The 19,453-nt window shown below is 73.3% G+C and carries 15 protein-coding genes; all 15 read left to right on the forward strand.

Features of this window, described 5'->3' with window-relative positions:
* The first annotated feature begins 346 nt into the window (after positions 1 to 346).
* Positions 347 to 1,495 (forward strand): inositol-3-phosphate synthase, encoded by a 1,149-nt coding sequence (locus ACIG87_RS20785; RefSeq protein ID WP_396852428.1) that lies wholly within the window; start codon positions 347 to 349, stop codon positions 1,493 to 1,495.
* The gene (locus ACIG87_RS20790; protein WP_396852430.1) at positions 1,492 to 2,472 is read left to right on the forward strand and encodes an SCO3242 family prenyltransferase; all 981 of its coding nucleotides are present in this window, start codon (positions 1,492 to 1,494) and stop codon (positions 2,470 to 2,472) included. The genes ACIG87_RS20785 and ACIG87_RS20790 overlap by 4 nt, the downstream gene beginning before the upstream one ends.
* On the forward strand, positions 2,469 to 3,377 hold the full coding sequence (locus ACIG87_RS20795; protein WP_396852431.1) for a sugar phosphate isomerase/epimerase family protein: 909 nt from the start codon (positions 2,469 to 2,471) through the stop codon (positions 3,375 to 3,377). The genes ACIG87_RS20790 and ACIG87_RS20795 overlap by 4 nt, the downstream gene beginning before the upstream one ends.
* Before the next feature lie 33 nt (positions 3,378 to 3,410).
* The gene (locus ACIG87_RS20800; RefSeq protein WP_396852433.1) at positions 3,411 to 4,013 is read left to right on the forward strand and encodes an EboA domain-containing protein; all 603 of its coding nucleotides are present in this window, start codon (positions 3,411 to 3,413) and stop codon (positions 4,011 to 4,013) included.
* Positions 4,014 to 4,868 (forward strand): TatD family hydrolase, encoded by an 855-nt coding sequence (locus ACIG87_RS20805; RefSeq protein ID WP_357681958.1) that lies wholly within the window; start codon positions 4,014 to 4,016, stop codon positions 4,866 to 4,868.
* The gene (gene eboE, locus ACIG87_RS20810) at positions 4,868 to 6,106 is read left to right on the forward strand and encodes a metabolite traffic protein EboE (protein ID WP_396852435.1); all 1,239 of its coding nucleotides are present in this window, start codon (positions 4,868 to 4,870) and stop codon (positions 6,104 to 6,106) included. Before ACIG87_RS20805 ends, eboE begins: the two co-directional genes overlap by 1 nt.
* A gap of 64 nt (positions 6,107 to 6,170) precedes the next feature.
* Positions 6,171 to 7,661 carry an alkaline phosphatase family protein gene (locus ACIG87_RS20815; protein WP_396852437.1) on the forward strand — a complete coding sequence of 497 codons (1,491 nt, stop codon included), beginning with the start codon at positions 6,171 to 6,173 and terminating at the stop codon, positions 7,659 to 7,661.
* Positions 7,658 to 8,725 (forward strand): polyprenyl synthetase family protein, encoded by a 1,068-nt coding sequence (locus ACIG87_RS20820; RefSeq protein WP_396852438.1) that lies wholly within the window; start codon positions 7,658 to 7,660, stop codon positions 8,723 to 8,725. The genes ACIG87_RS20815 and ACIG87_RS20820 overlap by 4 nt, the downstream gene beginning before the upstream one ends.
* Before the next feature lie 527 nt (positions 8,726 to 9,252).
* Positions 9,253 to 12,120: a lectin gene (locus ACIG87_RS20825; RefSeq protein WP_396852439.1), complete on the forward strand. Its 2,868-nt coding sequence runs from the start codon at positions 9,253 to 9,255 to the stop codon at positions 12,118 to 12,120.
* A 58-nt stretch (positions 12,121 to 12,178) separates the two neighbouring features.
* On the forward strand, positions 12,179 to 13,885 hold the full coding sequence (locus tag ACIG87_RS20830) for a ThuA domain-containing protein (RefSeq protein WP_396852441.1): 1,707 nt from the start codon (positions 12,179 to 12,181) through the stop codon (positions 13,883 to 13,885).
* Between the two features lie 168 nt (positions 13,886 to 14,053).
* Entirely contained in the window at positions 14,054 to 15,316 is a 1,263-nt protein-coding gene (locus ACIG87_RS20835; RefSeq protein WP_396852443.1) for a sensor histidine kinase, read from the forward strand.
* Positions 15,313 to 15,993, forward strand: a complete 681-nt coding sequence (locus ACIG87_RS20840) for a response regulator (RefSeq protein ID WP_396852445.1) — start codon at positions 15,313 to 15,315, stop codon at positions 15,991 to 15,993. Before ACIG87_RS20835 ends, ACIG87_RS20840 begins: the two co-directional genes overlap by 4 nt.
* A 164-nt stretch (positions 15,994 to 16,157) precedes the next feature.
* Positions 16,158 to 17,102, forward strand: coding sequence for an ABC transporter ATP-binding protein (locus ACIG87_RS20845; RefSeq protein ID WP_396852446.1), 945 nt, complete (start codon positions 16,158 to 16,160; stop codon positions 17,100 to 17,102).
* The gene (locus ACIG87_RS20850) at positions 17,099 to 17,929 is read left to right on the forward strand and encodes an ABC transporter permease (RefSeq protein WP_396852448.1); all 831 of its coding nucleotides are present in this window, start codon (positions 17,099 to 17,101) and stop codon (positions 17,927 to 17,929) included. Before ACIG87_RS20845 ends, ACIG87_RS20850 begins: the two co-directional genes overlap by 4 nt.
* 476 nt (positions 17,930 to 18,405) lie before the next feature.
* On the forward strand, positions 18,406 to 19,416 hold the full coding sequence (locus ACIG87_RS20855; RefSeq protein WP_396852449.1) for a sugar phosphate isomerase/epimerase family protein: 1,011 nt from the start codon (positions 18,406 to 18,408) through the stop codon (positions 19,414 to 19,416).
* Positions 19,417 to 19,453: the final 37 nt, after the last annotated feature.

Below are 19,453 nucleotides of genomic sequence, written 5' to 3' on the forward strand. Positions count from 1 at the left end.
CGATGGCCGTCCGGTGCGGCCGGACCGGGATTCCCCGGTCGCACCGGAGGGCCGCCAGCACCACCAGAACGGGTGATCCGGGTACCCCTGCGGGAACCCGGGCCGCCACCACCATTCGTCCGGCCGAGGGCGCGCCGCCGCCAATGGCCGGATGCGGGGAGGCAGGGCCGAGACGCCGAACCGGCCCTGCCTGCCAGCCCCGTCCGCACGCCGTGCGGGAGCCGGGATACGGCGTCGACGCCGCCGACGTCGACGCCGTACCCGGTGCCATCCCGGACGACCGGGCGGGCGGGGCCACCCCGCGCCGACTCGACCTGAGGACGTTCGACCCGACGGAAGGAGCACCATGCGTACGGGTGTCTGGCTGGTGGGAGCGCGCGGTTCCGTCGCGACCACCGGCATCGTCGGGGGGCTCGCCCTGCGGGCCGGCCTCACCGGCCCCACCGGCTGTGTCACCGAACTGCCCGACCTGCGGGGGCCCGCCCTGCCCGCCTTCGCCGACCTGGTCTTCGGCGGGCACGACGTGGCCACCACCCCGCTGACCAAGCGGGCCGAGGCGCTCGGCGACGCCGGGGTGCTGCCCGGCCGGCTGGCCACCGCGCTCGCCGCCGACCTGGCCGCCGTCGAGGACGACCTGCGACCCGCGCCGACCGGCGGCAGCCAGGCCGACCGGGCCGCCGTCATCACCGCCGACCTGATCGCGTTCCGCGACCGGCACCGGCTGGACCGGGTGGTCGTGGTCAACGTCTCCGCCACCGAGCCGGCCGCCGGGCCGCACCCCGGCCACGCCGACCCGGACGCCCTGCGGGCCGCGCTCGCCGGCCCGGACGAGGTGCTGCCGCCCAGCTCGCTGTACGCGTACGCGGCAGTCGAGGCGGGCTGCCCGTACGTCGACTTCACCCCGTCCACCGGACTGCGCCTGCCGGCGCTCGCGGCGTTGGCCGCCCAGCGTGGCCTGCCGTACGCCGGGCACGACGGCAAGACCGGGGAGACCCTGGTCAAGTCGGTGCTCGCCCCGATGTTCGCGATGCGTCACCTGGCGGTGCGGTCCTGGTCCGGGGTCAACCTGCTCGGTGGCGGCGACGGGGCGACCCTGGCCGAACCGGCCGCCAACGCCGCCAAGGTGGACAGCAAGCAGCGGGTTCTCGGCGAGACGCTCGGCTACGAGCCGCAGGGCGGCACCCGGATCGACTACGTCGAGGACCTGGGCGACTTCAAGACCGCCTGGGACCTGATCACCTTCGCCGGCTTCCTCGGCACCGGGATGCGGATGGAGTTCACCTGGCACGGTTGCGACTCCGCGCTGGCCGCCCCGCTGGTGCTCGACCTGGCCCGACTCACCGCCGCCGCACACGCCGCCGGCCGTGTCGGGCCCCTGCCCGAGCTGGCGTTCTTCTTCAAGGACCCGATCGACTCGCCCACCCACTCGCTCAGCGAGCAGTGGCAACGGCTGGTCGGCTTCACCCGGGAACTGCACGCCGGCGGTGCCGGGTGACCAGCCTGGCCGACCTGGCCGAGCTGGTCCGGGCACCGGCCGCGCTCTCCGTACCGGGGGACCTGGTGGCCGGGGCGGCGGCGGCCGGGGTGCTCGGCCCGCGTACCGCCGGGTTGGCCGGCGCGTCGGTGCTGCTCTATTGGGCCGGGATGGCCGCGAACGACTGGGCGGACCGGGGGCTGGACGCCGAGGAACGCCCCGAGCGGCCGATCCCCAGCGGCCGGGTCACCCCGACCGTCGCCGCCGGTGTCGCCGTCGGGCTCACCGCCGCCGGCCTGGGCCTGGCCGCCGCCGTGGGCGGTCGACGGGCCACCGCCGTCGCGCTCCCGCTCGCCGCCACCATCTGGGGGTACGACCTGGCGGCGAAGAACACCGCCGCCGGCCCCGCCGTGATGGCCGCCTGCCGAGGGCTGGACGTGCTGCTCGGCGCGTCGCCCGGCCGGCCGGTCCGGGCGCTGCCGGCGGCGCTGACCGTCGCCGCGCACACCTGGACGGTCACCGCCCTGTCCCGGCGCGAGGTGACCGGCACCGACGCCGACCTGCCCCGGCGTACTCTCGCCGGCACCGCCCTGGTCGCGCTGGCCGCCACCACCCTGCCCCGCCACACCGCGCGGACCACCACCCCACAGCACACCGCGCCGACCAGTGGCCTGCGGCACACCGTGCCGACCAGCGCCCCGCGTCGACCGGCCCGGTCGATCCCCACCGCGCTGCGTCGACCCGCCGCGACCGTCACCACCGCGCTGCCGGTCGCGTTGGCCGGCTGGTACGTCGCCCGGTACGGCGGCGCGCAGGCCCGGGTGGCGGCCGAGCCCACCGCCGGTCGGGTCCGGGCGGCCGTCGGCGCGGGGATCACCGGGCTGCCCGCGTTGCAGGGCGCGCTCACCGCACGGGCCGGCGCCGGCCTGCTCGGTGCGCTGGTCGCGCTCGCCGCGCCGCTGGGCGGCCGGCTGGCCCGGAAGCTCTCCCCGACATGACCACCCCCCACCGGCTGCGGTTCGGTTACGGCACCAACGGCTTCGCCAACCACCGGCTCGACGACGCCCTGGCGGTGCTGGCCGACCTCGGCTACGAGGGGATCGCGCTCACCCTGGACCACGACCACCTCGACCCGTACGCGCCGGGGCTGGCCCGTCGGGTCGACGCGTTGGCCCACCGGCTGGCCGCGCTCGGCCTGGCCGTGGTGGTGGAGACCGGTGCCCGCTACCTGCTCGACCCGTGGCGCAAGCACGCCCCGACGCTGTTGCACGACGACGCCGCCCGCCGGATCGACTTCCTGGAACGGGCCGTACGCGTCGGTGCCGACCTCGGCGCGGAGGCGGTCTCCTTCTGGGCCGGGGTCCGTCCCGGCCAGGTCGACCCGGCCGTCGCCCGGGACCGGCTGGTCGCCGGGTGCGCCACGGTGGTGGCTGCCGCCGACCGGGCCGGGGTGACCCTGGGCTTCGAGCCGGAGCCGGGGATGCTGGTCGAGGACATCGCCGGCTGGCGGTGGTTGCGCCAGGCCCTCGGTGACCCGGGGTGCTTCGGCATCACCCTCGACATCGGGCACTGCCGGTGCCTGGAGTCGTCGACCGTGCCGGACTGCGTGCAGCAGGTGGCCGAGCACCTGGTCAACGTGCAGATCGACGACATGCGCCGGGGTGTGCACGAGCACCTGGAGTTCGGCACCGGCGAGATCGACTTCCCGCCGGTGCTGCGCGCCCTGGCCGACGCCGGCTACCGGGGGTTGGTCGCCGTGGAACTGCCCCGGCACTCGCATGCCGCGCCCACCGTGGCGGCCCGGTCGCTGGACTTCCTGCGGACCGCCGCCCACCACGCCGGCCTCGACCCGGGCGGGCCACCCGCGCGCCTCGGCGCCGACCACACCACCGGGGTGGACTGACCACCGCCGACCGTACCTGGGGAGGGGAGACGGATGACACCGGAACGACTGCGGGCCGCGCTGGAGGGCGTACCCGATCCTGACTGGCTGGCGACCGCGCTGCGCCGCGTCGCGGCCGAGCCCGACGCGGTCGCGCGGTACTTCCCGGCCGCCGCCCGACGGTGCGGCCGGCACGAACTGCCCACCGCCCCCGGCTGGACCGCCGACGAGGCGGCCCGGACGTTGCTGCTGGCCGCGATCCCCGCCGACCGGGCCGCCGGTCAGGTCGAGGAGCTGTACCGGTACGGCGACGCCGCCGAGAAACGGGCGGTGCTCAAGGCCCTGCCGCTGCTGCCGATCGGCGCGGCCGGGGTGCCGCTGCTGCACGACGCGATCCGCACCAACGACACCCGGCTGGTCGCCGCCGCGCTCGGCCCGTACGCCCGGCACCTGGCGCCGGACGCCTGGCGGCAGGCGGTGCTCAAGTGCGTCTTCATCGGGGTGCCGCTGGCCGCCGTCGCCGACCTGGACAGCCGCGCCGACGGGGAACTGGCCGAGATGCTCGCCGCGCTCGCTGCGGAGCGGCACGCCGCCGGCCGGCAACTCCCCGCCGACGCCACCGCACTGCTCGACCGGCTCACCATCAGGGAGGCGTGAATGCGCATCTTCGACCCGCACATCCACATGACGTCGCGGACCACCGACGACTACGAGCGGATGGCCGCCGCCGGGGTCCGCGCCGTGGTCGAGCCGGCCTTCTGGCTGGGGCAGCCGCGCACCAGCGCCGCCTCCTTCGCCGACTACTTCGACTCGCTGATCGGCTGGGAGCCGTTCCGGGCCGGGCAGTTCGGCGTCCGGCACCACGCCACCGTGGCGCTGAACCCGAAGGAGGCCAACGACCCGCGTTGCCGGCCGGTGCTCGACCTGCTGCCCCGCTACCTGGAGAAGGACGCCGTGGTCGCGGTCGGCGAGATCGGCTACGACGACATGACGCCGGCCGAGGACGAGGCGTTCGCCACCCAGCTCGCCCTGGCCGTCGACCACGACCTGCCGGCGCTGGTGCACACCCCGCACCGGGACAAGGCGCGCGGCGTCGAACGCAGCCTCGCGGTGGTCGCCGAGTCCGGCATCGCCCCGGGCCGGGTGGCCCTGGACCACCTCAACGAGGTGACCGTGAAGCTGGCCCGGGACAGCGGCTGCTGGCTGGGCTTCTCCATCTACCCGGACACCAAGATGTCGCCGCCGCGGATGGTGGAGCTGCTGCGGACGTACGGGACCGAGCGGATGCTTGTCAACTCGGCCGCCGACTGGGGACGCTCCGACCCGCTGCTCACCCGGGCCACCGGGGAGGCGATGCTGGCCGCCGGGTTCACCGACGACGACGTCGACCGGGTGCTCTGGCGCAACCCGGTGGAGTTCTACGGGCAGTCCGGGCGGCTCGACCTGACCGACCTGGACGCCCCGGCCGCCGGCACCTTCGCCGGCAACTCGATCCTGCGCGGCGGCGACTGATGCGGCTGCGGCACGCCGACGGCAGCACCGTCCACCTCGGCTACTGCACCAACGTGCACCCCGCCGAGGACACCGCCGGCATCCTCACCCAACTCGACACGTACGCGGTGCCGGTGCGCGAGGCGCTCGGCACGGACCTGCTCGGCCTGGGGCTGTGGCTGGCCGCCCCGGTCGCCGCCGAGCTGGCCGCCGATCCGGCCGCCCGGCGCCGGCTGCGTGCCGAGCTGACCCACCGGGGGCTGGAGGTGGTCACCCTCAACGGCTTCCCGTACGCGGCCTTCCAGGCCCCGGTGGTCAAGGGCGCGGTCTACCACCCGGACTGGACCACCGGGCAGCGGCTGCGCTACACCCTCGACCTGGCCCGGGTGCTGGCCGACCTGCTCCCCGACGACGCCGCCCGGGGGTCGATCTCCACCCTGCCGCTGGCCTGGCGGCAGCCCTGGGACGCGACCCACGTCGACACCGCCCGCCGTCGCCTCGCCGCGCTCACCGCCGGACTGGCCGAGGTGGAACGCGACACCGGCCGCCCGGTGCGGGTGGGCTTCGAGCCCGAACCGGGCTGCGTGGTGGAGAGCAGCGGGCAGGCCGCCGCGCTGCTGAGCGGCCTCGACCCGGACCGGCTCGGGGTCTGTCTCGACCTGGCCCACCTCGCCTGCGCCTGGGAGGAGCCCGTCGAAGCGCTGGCCCGGCTGCGCGCCGCCGGCCTGCCGGTGGTCAAGGTGCAGGTCTCCGCCGCCCTGGAGGCGGCCGACCCGGTCGCCGACGCCGAGGCGCTGGGCCGCTGGGTGGAGCCGCGCTTCCTGCACCAGACCCGGACGGCCGGCTGCGCCCACGCCGCCGATCCGGCCGATCCGGCGTACGCGGCCGACGACCTGGACGCGGCGCTGGCCGCGCGGCTGCCCGGGGCGTGGCGGGTGCACTACCACGTGCCGCTGCACGCCCCGCCCGAGCCGCCGTTGACCTCGACCCTGCCGGTGCTGCGTGCCGCGCTGGCCGCGTTGCTCGGCGGGGCGACCGCCGGCTGCGACCACCTGGACGTCGAGACGTACACGTGGGGGGTGCTGCCGGCGGCGCGGCGTCCGCGCACCGATGCGGAGCTGGCCGCCGGCATCGCCGCCGAGCTGGCCTTCGCCCGCGACGAACTGGTCACCCTCGGCCTGACCCCGGCCGGCCGAACCGCCAACGGCCTGACCCCGGCCGGCCGAACCGTCCCGACAACCCTGGGAGTACGACGATGAGCGAGCGCCACCGACCGGGCACAGTGGTGTGCCACCGCCGCGCCCGGCGCAGCGAGGTGTCGGCATGAGCCGCCGGCTGGTGGTGCTGGACGTGGTCGGGCTGACCCCCCGGCTGCTGGCCCACATGCCCCGCCTGCGTGCCGTCGCCGAGCAGGGGTTCTCCGCCGAGCTGGGTACCGTGCTGCCGGCGGTGACCTGCTCGGCGCAGGCCACCCTGCTGACCGGTGAGCCGCCGTCCGGGCACGGCATCGTCGGCAACGGCTGGTACTTCCGCGACCTCGGCGAGGTGCTGCTGTGGCGGCAGCACCACGCGCTGGTCGGCGGGGAGAAGCTGTGGCAGGCCGCCCGCCGGGTCGAGCCCGGCTACACGGTGGCCAACGTCTGCTGGTGGTACGCGATGGGCGCGGACGTCAACTGGACCGTCACGCCCCGCCCGATCTACTACGCCGACGGGCGCAAGGAGCCGGACTGCTGGACCGATCCGCCGGAGCTGCACGACACGCTCACCGAGGCGCTCGGCACCTTCCCGCTGTTCACCTACTGGGGGCCGGGCGCCGGGCTGCCCTCGTCCCGGTGGATCTGCCGGGCCGCCGAGCGGATCCTCGCCGACCAGGCCCCCGACCTGACCCTGGTCTACGTCCCGCACCTCGACTACGACCTGCAACGATTCGGCCCGTCCTCGCCCCGGGCCGCCGCCGCCGCGGCCGAGCTGGACGCGGTGCTCGCCCCGCTGCTGGACGCCGCGCGGGCCGCCGACGCGACAGTGGTGGCGCTCTCCGAGTACGGCATCACCGACGTCTCCCGCCCGGTGGACGTCAACCGGCTGCTGCGGTCCGAGGGGCTGCTGCGGGTCTACACCCAGGACGGCATGGAGTACCTGGACCCGTGGACGTCCCGGGCCTTCGCCGTCGCCGACCACCAGATCGCCCACGTCTACGTCAAGGACCCGGCGGACGTGCCGGCGGTGGCGAAGCTCTGCGTCGCCCTGCCCGGGGTGGCCGAGGTGCTCGACGCCGAGGGCAAGGCGGCGGCCGGGCTGGACCACGAGCGCGCCGGTGAGCTGGTGCTGGTCGCCGAGCCGGACTCGTGGTTCACCTACTACTACTGGCTGGACGACGACCGCGCCCCGGACTTCGCCCGCAACGTGGAGATCCACCGAAAGCCCGGGTACGACCCGGCGGAGCTGTTCTTCGACCCGGCCGGACCGGGTGCGGCGAAGCGGCGGGCGGGGGTCGCCCTGGCCCGCAAGAAGCTCGGCATGCGCTACCTGATGAGCGTGGTCGGCCTGGACGCCGGGGCGCGGGCGGTACGCGGTTCGCACGGCCGGCTGCCGGCCGACCCGGCGGACGGCCCGGTGCTGCTCTGCTCCGACCCGTCCGCCGCCCGGGACACCTTCGCCGCCACCGAGGTCAAGGCGTTGCTGCTGGACCTGGCCGGCCTGGGATCGGCTGCCGGTGCGGTGTCGACGGCTGTGGATGCGGTGTCGACGGAGTCGGGTGTCGGTGGGACGTCCTCGGTCCCGACCGGTCCGCCGGGTGCGGGGGACCGGCGGTGACGGTCACCGCCGCCCCGACCGATGCCAGTGAGCTGCGGACCCGGTTCGACGCCGAGTTGGTGGCCTTTCTCGACCGGCAGGGCCCGGACTGGCCGGACGGCGCGCCGCGCGGCATCTTCACCGCGCTGCACCGGTTCGTGCTGGCCGGTGGGAAACGGCTGCGTCCGCTCTTCTGCTACTGGGGCTGGCGGGGGGCCGGGGGCGCGGACGACCGGCCGATCGTGGTGGCCGCGGCGGCGTTGGAGCTGTTCCACGCGTTCGCCCTGATCCACGACGACATCCTGGACGGCAGCGACCACCGTCGGGGCGCCCCGTCGGTGCACCGGCTCTTCGCCGACCTGCACACCCAGTCGGCCTGGCGCGGCGACCCGGAGACCTACGGCCGGAACACCGCGCTGCTCTGCGGGGATCTCTGTGCCGCCTGGTCGGACCAGATGTTCCACGAGTGCGGGTTGACCTCCGCTCAGGTCTGGCAGGGTTACCAGGTCTTCGCCCGGATGCGCACCGAGGTGATCGCGGGGGAGTACCTGGACCTGGTCTCCGGGGTCGGGGACGGCTCGGTGGCCAGCGCGCTCACCGTGATCCGGATGAAGGCGGCCCGGTACACGGTGACCCGGCCGTTGCAGATCGGCGCGGCGCTGGCCGGTGCCCCGGCGGAGCTGATCGCCGCGCTCATCGACTTCGGTGACCCGTTGGGGGACGCGTTCCAGCTCCGCGACGACGTGCTGGGCGTCTTCGGTGACCCGGTGGTGACCGGGAAGTCCGTCCTGGACGATCTGCGGGAGGGCAAGCCGACCGTGATGATGGCGCTGGCCCGGGACGCCGCCGACCGGGTCCAGGCCGCCCGGCTGCGTGATCTGTTCGGCAATCCCGAGCTGGACGCGGAGGGCGCCGCCGAGTTGCGGACGATCATCGAGGCCACCGGGGCACGGGAGCAGATCGAGCGGCTGATCCGGGTCCGCGCCGAAGCGGCGCGGGTCGCCCTGGCCCAGGTGCCGCTGGCGGAGCCGGCGCGTACCGCCCTGGCCGGCCTGGCTGACCAGGCCGTGCACCGGCAACTCTGAGCCGCCCCCGGCCCGGCGTTGCTGCGGTCCGGTCCGCCCTGGTCACTGCTGCCGTTCCGCCCGGCCCGGTCACTGCTGCTGTCCGGTCCGGTCCGGCCCGGTCACTGCTGCTGTCCGGTCCGGTCCGGCCCGGTCACTGCTGCTGTCCGGTCCGGCCCGGCGCTGCTGTCCGGCCCGGTCCCGTCGTCGCTGTTCGGCCCGGTCCCGCCGCCGGGTGGGGGACTTTTCGTTCGATGAGCGGAAGTTGGCAATGGTCCGGCAGAAGGTATGGACAGGAATATTGATAGGGGTTAATGTTCCTGCATCACGAGCATGTTTCGTCGAGGTGAACTGGCGGCGCGGTAATCCATCGACGAGTGACCTTCCGTCGGGCGGCTCACGCCCGGCCGAGGGTCAGGGTCGGTCGACCGGCACCCGGCCGACCCTGCCATACCTCCACCCCCACCACCCACCCCACCACCCGGCATCCGGCGCGGCGGAGCGCGTCCCGCCCTGACCGTGATCCGTCAGGAAGGGACAGCCCCTTAATGTCCACAAAGGACTCATTGACCTACCGTCCCCGACGATGGCTCTCCTCAGCCGCCGCGTTGCTCCTGGCCGTGACGGCCGGCACGGTCACCGCCACCACCGGTCCGGCCAGCCTCGGTGGTCCCACCCCGGCCTCCGCGCACACCGTCAACGCGAGCGACTTCCAGCAGGTCGAACTGGCCCGGGGCGTCGGCGAGATGGGCGAGCCGATGTCGCTCGCCGTGCTGCCGGACCGTTCCGTGCTGCACACCGCCCGCAACGGCACGGTGCGTCGCACCGACTCCGCCGGCGTGACCCGGGTGGTCGGCACGATCCCCGTCTACACCCACGACGAGGAGGGGTTGCAGAGCCTCGGGGTCGACCCGAACTTCGCCACCAACCGGTTCATCTACCTCTACTACGCGCCGCCGCTGTCCACCCCCGGCGGCGACGCGCCCGCCACCGGCACCAACTGGTCCGCCTGGCAGGGCGTGAACCGGCTGTCCCGCTTCACCCTGAACGCCGACTTCACCCTCAACCAGGCCAGCAAGGTCGACGTGCTGGACGTCGGGACCGACCGGGGCATCTGCTGCCACGTCGGCAGCGACATCGACTTCGACGCCGCCGGGAATCTCTACCTGTCCACCGGTGACGACTCCAACCCCTTCGACTCCGCCGGCTACTCGCCGCTGGACGAGCGCACCAACCGCAACCCGGCGTACGACGCCCAGCGCAGCGCCGGCAACACCAACGACCTGCGCGGCAAGCTTCTGCGGATCAAGGTGAACGCGGACGGGTCGTACTCGATCCCGAGTGGGAACCTGTTCGCCCCCGGCACCGCGAAGACCCGTCCGGAGATCTACGCGATGGGTTTCCGCAACCCGTTCCGGATCAGCGTCGACAAGGCCACCGGCATCGTCTACGTCGGCGACTACGGGCCGGACGCCGGCAGCACCAACTCCAACCGGGGGCCCGCCGGCCAGGTCGAGTTCAACCGGGTCACCGGCCCGGGCAACTACGGCTGGCCGTACTGCACCGGCACCAACACCACCACCGAGACGTACAACGAGTGGGACTTCAACAGCAACTCCACCGGGCCCAAGTTCAACTGCACCGGCGGGCCGACCAACAACTCGTTCCGCAACACCGGCCAGGGCACCCTCCCGCCGGCCAAGGCCGCCTGGATCAGGTACGGCGGTGACGCCGGCAGCCCGGCCGCGTTCGGCACCGGCTCCGAGTCCCCGGCGGCCGGCCCGGTCTACCGGTACGACCCCAACAACCCCTCGGCGACGAAGTTCCCGCAGTCCTTCGACGGGCAGTTCTTCGCCACCGAGTTCGGCCGGGGCTGGATCAAGCCGATCCACCTCAACACCGACGGGTCGCCCGGCACCATCGACAGCTTCCCCTGGGTGGGCAAGCAGGTGATGGACTCCGCCTTCGGCCCCGACGGGGCGTACTACCTGCTCGACTACGGCACCGGCTACTACAACGGTGACGCCAACTCGGCGCTGTACCGCTTCGACTACGTCGGCGTCGGCAACCGGGCGCCGGCCGCCCGCGCGAGCGCCGACCGGACCTCCGGGCCCGCGCCGCTGACCGTGAACTTCTCCTCGGCCGGATCCGCCGACCCCGAGGGCGGGACGCTCACCTACTCGTGGGCGTTCGGCGACGGCACCACCTCCCCGGCGGCCAACCCGACGAAGACGTACACCGCGGACGGCGCGTACACCGCGACGCTCACCGTGCGGGATCCGCAGGGGGCGACGGGAACCACCAGCGTCACGGTCAATGTCGGCAACACCGCCCCGACGGTCACGATCAACAGCCCGGGAGACGGCTCGCTGTTCTCCTTCGGTGACACCGTGCCGTTCAGCATCACCGTCACCGACCCCGAGGACGGCACGGTCGACTGCACCAAGGTCAAGATGACCTACGTGCTCGGCCACGACCAGCACGGCCACCAGATCACCTCGGTCAACGGCTGCTCCGGCTCGATCACCATCCCGGTCGACGGCGAGCACGACGAGGCGGCGAACATCTTCGCCATCTTCGACGCCGAGTACACCGACGCCGGCGGGCTCACCACCCACACCCAGCACACCCTCCAGCCCCGGCACCGGCAGGCCGAGCACTTCAAGACCTCGTCCGGCGTCGACACCTTCGACAAGAGCCCCGCCGAGGGCGGGAAGACCGTCGGCAACATCGAGAACGGGGACTGGATCGGGTTCACGCCGTACCAGTTGGGCACCGTCACCTCGTTCAGCGCCCGGGTCTCCTCGGCCGGGGCCGGCGGCACCCTCCAACTCCGTGCCGGCTCACCCACCGGCACCGTGCTCGGGCAGGCCACCGTTCCGGTCACCGGCGGTTGGGACGTCTTCACCACGATCACCGGCACGGTGTCCGGTGCTCCCGCCGGCACCACCACGCTCTACCTGACCTTCGCCGGTGGCACCGGGGTGCTCTACGACGTGGACGCGTTCAACCTGAACAGCGGCACCGTGACGACCCGTACCGGCCCGATCCGGGGCCTGGCCGGCAAGTGTCTCGACGTACGCAACGGCGCCACCGCCGACGGCACCCAGATCCAGATCTACACCTGCAACGGCGGTACCAGCCAGAGCTGGACGGTGACGCCGAACAGCACCATCAAGGCGCTGGGCAAGTGCCTGGACGTCAACGGCGGCGGCACCGCCGATGGCACGAAGATCCAGCTCTGGACCTGCACCGGTGGCACCCCGCAGAACTGGACGGCCCAGTCCGACGGCACCCTGCGCAACCCCGCCTCCGGCAAGTGCCTCGACGTCACCGGCAACAACTCCGCCGACGGCACCGCGGTCCTGCTGTGGACCTGTAGCGCCGCCGCCAACCAGAAGTGGACCCTGCCCTGACCTGACGGGCGCGGGACCGGCCCGTCCGGTCCCGCGCCCCCGGCGTACTGGAGCACACATGAGACTCCTCCGACCCGTCCTCGGCGCGGCCACCGCCGTCCTCGCCGTCCTCGCCTGCACCACCCCGGCCACCCCGGCATCCGCCGCCGACGCCGCCTACGACGTGCTCGTCTTCTCCAAGACCACCGGGTTCCGGCACGACTCCATCGCGGTCGGCACCCAGGCCATCCGCGACCTGGGCGCGGCCAACAACTTCACCGTCACCGCCACCGAGGACGGCGCCCAGTTCACCACCGCCAACCTCGCCAAGTACGAGGCGGTGGTCTTCCTCAACACCACCGGCGACGTGCTCAACGCCAGCCAGCAGACCGCCTTCGAGTCGTACATCGGCGCCGGTGGCGGGTACGTCGGCGTGCACTCCGCCGCCGACACCGAGTACGACTGGCCGTTCTACGGCAACCTGGTCGGGGCGTGGTTCGCCTCCCACCCGGCGATCCAGCAGGCCACCGTACGGGTGGAGGACCGGGCGCACGCGGCCACCGCCCACCTCGGCCAGACCTGGCAGCGCACCGACGAGTGGTACAACTACCGCACCAACGCCCGCTCCACCGCGCACGTGCTGGCCAACCTCGACGAGTCGTCGTACTCGGGGGGCGGGATGGGGGCCGACCACCCGCACGTCTGGTGCAAGACGTACAGCGGTGGGCGGTCGTTCTACACCGGCGGCGGCCACAACCAGTCGGCGTACTCCGAGCCGGCCTTCCGGTCCCACCTGCTCGGCGGCATCCGGTACGCGGCCGGTCGGACGAAGGCCGACTGCCGGCCGGAGACCGGCTACACCGCGCTCTACAACGGGTCCACCAACGGCTGGTCGCAGGCCGGGCCGGGGAGCTTCACCAACTCCAACGCCACCCTCAGCTCCGTCGGCGGGCTGGGCATGCTCTGGTACAGCACCAAGCAGTTCACCAACTACTCGCTCAAGCTGGACTGGAAGATGGACGGGGACGACAATTCCGGCGTCCTGATCGGCTTCCCGCCGTCGAGCGACCCGAACTCGGCGATGGACAACGGCTACGAGGTGCAGATCGACGCCACCGACACCGCCGACCGGACCACCGGCTCGATCTACTCGTTCAAGGCCGCCGACCAGGCCGCCCGGGACGCGGCGCTGAACCCGCCGGGGGAGTGGAACACCTACGAGCTGCTGGTCGAGGGGGAACGGCTCCAGGTCCTGCTCAACGGGGTGAAGATCAATGACTTCACCAACACCGACCCGGTCCGCTCGCTCGCCGGCCACATCGGCATCCAGAACCACGGCACCGGTGACGACGTCTCGTTCCGCAACATCCGGATCAAGGAACTGGGCGGCACCCCGAGCACCGGCACCGGCCCGATCCGGGGCCTGGCCGGCAAGTGTCTGGACGTGCGGGGCGCGGCCACCGCCGACGGCACCCAGATCCAGATCTACACCTGCAACGGCGGTGCCGGCCAGACCTGGACGGTGACCCCGAACAGCACCATCAAGGCGCTGGGCAAGTGCCTGGACGTCTCCGGCGGTGGCACCGCCAACGGTACGAAGATCCAGCTCTGGACCTGCACCGGTGGCACCCCGCAGAACTGGTCCGCCCAGTCCGACGGCACCCTGCGCAACCCCGCCTCCGGCAAGTGCCTCGACGTCACCGGCAACAACTCCGCCGACAGCACCCCCGTCCTCCTATGGACCTGCAGCTCCTCCGCCCCCAACCAAAAGTGGACCCTCCCCTAACCTCCCCCTCCCCCTAGTTCGCCCCGGTGATCAAGAGGTTTGCGTCAGGTGGGCCGTCCGCCGTGACGTAAACCTCTTGATCACCGTCGAACGGGCGGGGTGGGTGGGTGGGTGGGTGGGTGGGGTGGGTGGGGGTGGGGTGGGTGGGGGCTGCCGTACCTTGGCGGGATGGGACGCCTTGCGCAGTGGCGGCGGGCCGTACGGGGGCACCCGATGGCTGCCGACGTACTGCTGGCCGTGCTGCTCCTCGTGGTCAGCCTGCTGCCGGTGAACCCGCCAGGCGGCCCGCCCCGCGCCCCGCTCGGTGTCGGCACGGTGCTCTTCGCCCTGGCCTGCTGCGGTGCCCTGGCGCTGCGTCGCCGCCACCCACTGGCGGTGCTCGGCACGGTCACCGTGCTGGTGGTGGCCGCCCTGCTGCTCGGCGCCGCCCGCGCTCCCTTCATGATCATCGTGGCCATCGCCGCGTACACGGTGGCGAACCGGACCGATCGGCGGACCGCCTGGGTGACCGGGACCGGCGCGGCGCTCGCCATCGGCGCCGCCGCGGTGTTCGTGGTCGGCATCTCCTGGGTACGGCCGGAGATCGTGGTGCTGCTGCTCTGGTTCGGCTTCGCGGTGGCCGGTGGCGACGCGGTACGCAGCCGGCGGGCATACGTGGCGGTCCTGGAGGAGCGGGCCCGTCGCGCCGAACAGACCCGTGAGGAGGAGGCGCTGCGCCGGGTGGCGGAGGAGCGGCTGCGCATCGCCCGGGAGTTGCACGACGTGGTGGCCCACCACATCGCCCTGATCAACGTGCAGGCCGGGGTGGCCGGCCACCTGCTGTCCGGCCAGCCCGAAGCGGCCCAGGAGGCGCTCGGGCACGTCCGCGCCGCCAGCCGGACCGTCCTCGACGAATTGGCCACCCTGCTCGGGGTGCTGCGCGGTGCCGGGGACAGCGACGTGCCCACCGAGCCGGTCCCCAGCCTGAACCGCCTCGATGCGCTGGTCGAGGGCTTCAGCACCGGTCAGCCGGTGCGCTGGACTGTCGCCGGGCAGCCCCGACCGCTGCCCACCGCCGTGGATGTCGCCGCGTACCGGATCGTCCAGGAGTCGCTGACCAACGCGTACCGGCACGCCCCCCGGGCGGCCGTCGCCGTCCGCCTGCGCTACGACCCGGCCGGCGTCACCATCGAGGTACGCGACGACGGGAACCCCCGCCCGGAGGGCAGCCCGGCGAGCGGTGACCGGGAGAGCGGACCGGCCGGGCGGCCCGCCACGACAGCCGGCGGGGCCAGCGGCGGAACGCCCGGTGCGGCGGGCACCGGGCTCGGGCTGGTCGGGATGCGGGAGCGGGCCGAGACGGTCGGCGGCACCTTCTCCGCCGGCCCCCGTCCGGGCGGCGGCTGGCAGGTTCGCGCCGAACTGCCCGCCCCGGAGGAGGTGGCCGAGTGACGATCCGGGTACTGCTGGCCGACGACCAGAAGCTGCTGCGGGCCGGGTTCCGGGTGCTTGTCGAATCCGCTGCGGACCTGACCGTGGTCGGTGAGGCGGCCACCGGCAGGGAGGCCGTCGACCTGGCCCGGGAGACCCGGCCCGACGTGGTGCTGATGGACATCCGGATGCCCGTGCTGGACGGCCTGGCCGCCACCCGGGAGATCAGCGGCGAGGCCGACCTGGCCGGCGTACGGGTGCTGATCCTGACCACCTTCGAGGTGGACGAGTACGTCTTCGAGGCACTCCGGGCCGGGGCGAGCGGGTTCCTCGGCAAGGGGGTGGAGCCGGCCGAGCTGTTGGACGCGATCCGGACCGTCGCGGCCGGCGAGGCGCTGTTGTCGCCGAAGGCGACCCGGGGGCTGATCGCCCGGTTCCTGTCCCAGCCGCAGCCCGACCCACGGGCCGATCCGGTGCGGCTGCGGGTGCTCACCGACCGGGAGCGGGAGGTGGTCGCCCTGGTCGCCGGCGGGTTGTCCAACGAGCAGATCGCCGCCCACCTGGTGGTCTCACCGTTGACCGCGAAGACCCACGTCAACCGGGCCATGACCAAGCTCGGCGCGCGGGACCGCGCGCAACTCGTCGTGCTCGCGTACCAGAGTGGGCTGGTGCGGGTCGCGGACCCGCCGGCCTCCTGAGCCCCCGGTCCGCCGGCCCCGGTCGGTGGGCTCCCGGTCCGTCGGCCTCTCGGCCGGTGCGCCCGCTGCGGTAGCCGGGGCCGTCGGCTACCACCACGGGGGTACGCGCAGGTGTCTGCCGACGGCCGACGTCACGACCCGGTATCCGCGCCATCGTTGGTCGCATGATCGATGTGACCGACCTCAGCAAACGATACGGCGACAAGGTTGCCGTCGACTCCCTGACCTTCCAGGTCAGGCCCGGGATCGTCACCGGCTTCCTCGGCCCCAACGGCGCCGGCAAGTCCACCACGATGCGGATGATCCTCGGTCTGGACGCCCCGACCACCGGCACTGTCACCGTCAACGGCCGCCGCTACGCCGACCACCCCGCCCCGCTGCGCGAGATCGGCGCGCTGCTCGAGGCGAAGGCGGTACACACCGGCAGGTCCGCCCGCAACCACCTGCTGGCGATGGCGGCCACCACCGGGATCGGTCGACGACGGGTCGACGAGGTGATCGACCTGGTCGGCCTGCACGAGGTGGCCGGCAAGCGGGCCGGCGGCTTCTCCCTCGGCATGGGTCAGCGGCTCGGCATCGCCGCCGCGCTGCTCGGCGACCCCAGGGTGGTGATGCTCGACGAGCCGGTCAACGGCCTCGACCCGGAGGGCATCCGGTGGATCCGCGAGCTGTTGAAGGGGCTCGCCGCCGAGGGGCGGACGGTCTTCGTCAGCTCACACCTGATGAGCGAGATGGCCCAGACCGCCGAACACCTGATCGTCGTCGGCCGGGGTCGGCTGATCGCCGACATCTCCGTCGCCGAGTTCACCCGGCAGGGCACCTCGACCACCGTACGGGTCCGCTCTCCGCAGGCCGGCGTCCTGCGCGACCTGCTCGTCGGCCCGGACGTGACGGTGACCGGTGGGGAACCCGGCCTGCTGGAGGTGACCGGCCTGAGCCGGGAGCAGATCGGTGACCTGGCCGCCACGGTCGGCCTGACCCTGCACGAACTCGCCACCGTCGAGGCGTCCCTGGAGGAGGCGTTCATGACGATGACCCGGGACGCCGTCGAGTACCCCGCCGAACCCCTTGCCGCCGTACCCCTGGCGGCCGGAAGGAGCAGTCGATGACCAGCGCCACGCTCACCCGGGCGTCCGTGCCCGCCGATGCCCGGGTCACCTGGTGGCGGGTGGTCCACGCGGAGTGGATCAAGTTCCGTTCACTCCGGTCGTCCCTGATCATGCTGGCTGCCACCGTGGTCGTCCTGGCCGGTCTGGGCCTGGGGTTCTCCGCCGTGCTGGCGAACAATCCGCCCACCTCCGGCGGGCTGGCCCAGTCCGGACCGGGGCCGTCCCTGCTGGACCCGCTCGGGGTCAGCCTCGGCGGGGTCAACCTGGCGCAGCTGCTCATCGGCACCCTCGGCGTGTTGCTGGTGGCGGGGGAGTACAGCACCGGCATGATCCGCTCGTCGCTGGCCGCCGTGCCGAAGCGCTGGCCGGTGCTCGGCGCGAAGGTGGCCGTGCTGACCGGCGTCTCGCTGGCGGCGCTGGTGCCGACCGTGCTGCTCACCTTCCTCGGCGGGCAGCACATCCTCGGCGCCGACGGCATCTCCCTCGGCGCAGACGGGGTGCTCCGTGCGGTCCTCGGCGCGGCCGGCTACCTGGCCGGGGTGGGGGTGCTCGGGCTGACCCTCGGGGCGCTGCTGCGCAACACCGCTGGCGGGATCACCAGCGTGGTGGCCCTGCTGCTGGTGGTGCCCGGCCTCACCTCGCTCCTGCCGGACAGTTGGTCGGACACCGTCTCGCCCTATCTCCCGTCGAACGCCGGGCAGGCGCTCATGTCGATCGGCTCGAACCCGGACCTGCTCTCCCCGGGCGCGGGGTTGGCCGTCTTCGTGGGCTGGCTGGCGCTCCTGGCCGGCGCGGCGGCGGTCCTGCTGCGCCGCCGCGACGCCTGACCGGCGACTCGGGCGATCGGGCTTTCCTCCTCACGCCGGGGTGCGGCTACCTTCCTCGCCGGGCCGGCGTGGCCTGTTCCCGCCGGGCGGCCACTTTCCCGCTGGGTCGGGCGTGGTCATCTCCGCGCCCGGCCCTGCGATTCTCTTCCGCGTCCGGGTCCACCGGCGCTGGGTGGGTCTCTCTTCCGCGTGCGGTCCGCCGGTCGTCGATGCGCTTCCGTTCTGCGTCCGGTCCTCGACCCTTCTCCGGGGCCGGTCGCAGACGCGGTCCTCTTTCGCGTCCGGTCGGCCGGGCCTAGAGTGGTGAGCGGCGACCTTGTGGTGGCCGGTGACCCGACGGGAGGCGCAACCCGTTGGGCCCAGGCGCTTCCGCGCCCACCGGTGACCCGTCACGGCCGTCGACGTACCGGCCCGGCCCGGTCACCCTCGCCCTGGTCCGCTCAGGAATCCCCACCACAACAGGGGAGAAACAGACGATGGCGCGACCGATCACGCTCTTCACCGGCCAATGGGCCGATCTGCCGTTCGACGAGGTCTGCCGGCTCGCCTCCGAATGGGGCTACGACGGGCTGGAGATCGCCTGCTGGGGCGACCACTTCGAGGTCGACAAGGCGCTCGCCGACGACTCGTACGTCGAGCGCAAGCGGGAGACGCTGGCCAAGCACAACCTGAAGGTCTTCACGATCTCGAACCACCTGGTGGGCCAGGCCGTCTGCGACCACCCGATCGACGAGCGGCACCAGGACATCCTGCCCGCCCGGATCTGGGGCGACGGCGAACCCGAGGGGGTACGCCAGCGGGCCGCCGAGGAGATCAAGGACACCGCCCGGGCGGCGGCGAAGCTCGGTGTGGACACGGTGGTCGGCTTCACCGGCTCGTCCATCTGGCACACCCTGGCGATGTTCCCCCCGGTGCCGCCGGCGATGATCGAACGCGGCTACCAGGACTTCGCCGACCGGTGGAACCCGATCCTCGACGTCTTCGACGAGGTGGGGGTGCGGTTCGCCCACGAGGTGCACCCCAGCGAGATCGCCTACGACTACTGGACCACCAAGCGGACCCTGGAGGCGATCGACCATCGACCCGCGTTCGGGCTCAACTGGGACCCGTCGCACTTCGTGTGGCAGGAGCTGGACCCGGTGAACTTCATCTTCGACTTCGCCGACCGGATCTACCACGTCGACTGCAAGGACGCGAAGGTGCGTACCGGGGACGGGCGACGCGGCCGGCTCGCCTCCCACCTGCCCTGGGCGGACCTGCGGCGCGGTTGGGACTTCGTCTCCACCGGGCACGGTGACGTGCCGTGGGAGGACTGCTTCCGGGCGTTGAACGCCATCGGGTACGCCGGGCCCATCTCCGTCGAGTGGGAGGACGCCGGGATGGACCGCCTGGTCGGTGCGCCGGAGGCGCTGGCGTTCGTCCGCCGACTCGCCTTCGACGCCCCGACGGCGGCGTTCGACGCGGCGTTCAGCAGCGGCCGGGACTGAGACACCCGTCGGGCCGGTCGCCACATGGCGACCGGCC

It is taken from the genome of Micromonospora sp. NPDC051925 (genome assembly GCF_044548625.1).
Classification (GTDB): domain Bacteria; phylum Actinomycetota; class Actinomycetes; order Mycobacteriales; family Micromonosporaceae; genus Micromonospora.

What these genes read in the sequence shown, in the direction of transcription:
- ACIG87_RS20830 (WP_396852441.1), top strand. Translation starts at nt 12,179, where the DNA reads ATGAGACTCCTCCGACCCGTCCTCGGCGCGGCCACCGCCGTCCTCGCC.
- ACIG87_RS20835 (WP_396852443.1), top strand. Translation starts at nt 14,054, where the DNA reads ATGGGACGCCTTGCGCAGTGGCGGCGGGCCGTACGGGGGCACCCGATG.
- ACIG87_RS20850 (WP_396852448.1), top strand. Translation starts at nt 17,099, where the DNA reads ATGACCAGCGCCACGCTCACCCGGGCGTCCGTGCCCGCCGATGCCCGG.
- ACIG87_RS20785 (WP_396852428.1), top strand. Translation starts at nt 347, where the DNA reads ATGCGTACGGGTGTCTGGCTGGTGGGAGCGCGCGGTTCCGTCGCGACC.
- eboE (WP_396852435.1), top strand. Translation starts at nt 4,868, where the DNA reads ATGCGGCTGCGGCACGCCGACGGCAGCACCGTCCACCTCGGCTACTGC.
- ACIG87_RS20815 (WP_396852437.1), top strand. Translation starts at nt 6,171, where the DNA reads ATGAGCCGCCGGCTGGTGGTGCTGGACGTGGTCGGGCTGACCCCCCGG.
- ACIG87_RS20800 (WP_396852433.1), top strand. Translation starts at nt 3,411, where the DNA reads ATGACACCGGAACGACTGCGGGCCGCGCTGGAGGGCGTACCCGATCCT.
- ACIG87_RS20825 (WP_396852439.1), top strand. Translation starts at nt 9,253, where the DNA reads ATGTCCACAAAGGACTCATTGACCTACCGTCCCCGACGATGGCTCTCC.
- ACIG87_RS20805 (WP_357681958.1), top strand. Translation starts at nt 4,014, where the DNA reads ATGCGCATCTTCGACCCGCACATCCACATGACGTCGCGGACCACCGAC.
- ACIG87_RS20795 (WP_396852431.1), top strand. Translation starts at nt 2,469, where the DNA reads ATGACCACCCCCCACCGGCTGCGGTTCGGTTACGGCACCAACGGCTTC.
- ACIG87_RS20855 (WP_396852449.1), top strand. Translation starts at nt 18,406, where the DNA reads ATGGCGCGACCGATCACGCTCTTCACCGGCCAATGGGCCGATCTGCCG.
- ACIG87_RS20845 (WP_396852446.1), top strand. Translation starts at nt 16,158, where the DNA reads ATGATCGATGTGACCGACCTCAGCAAACGATACGGCGACAAGGTTGCC.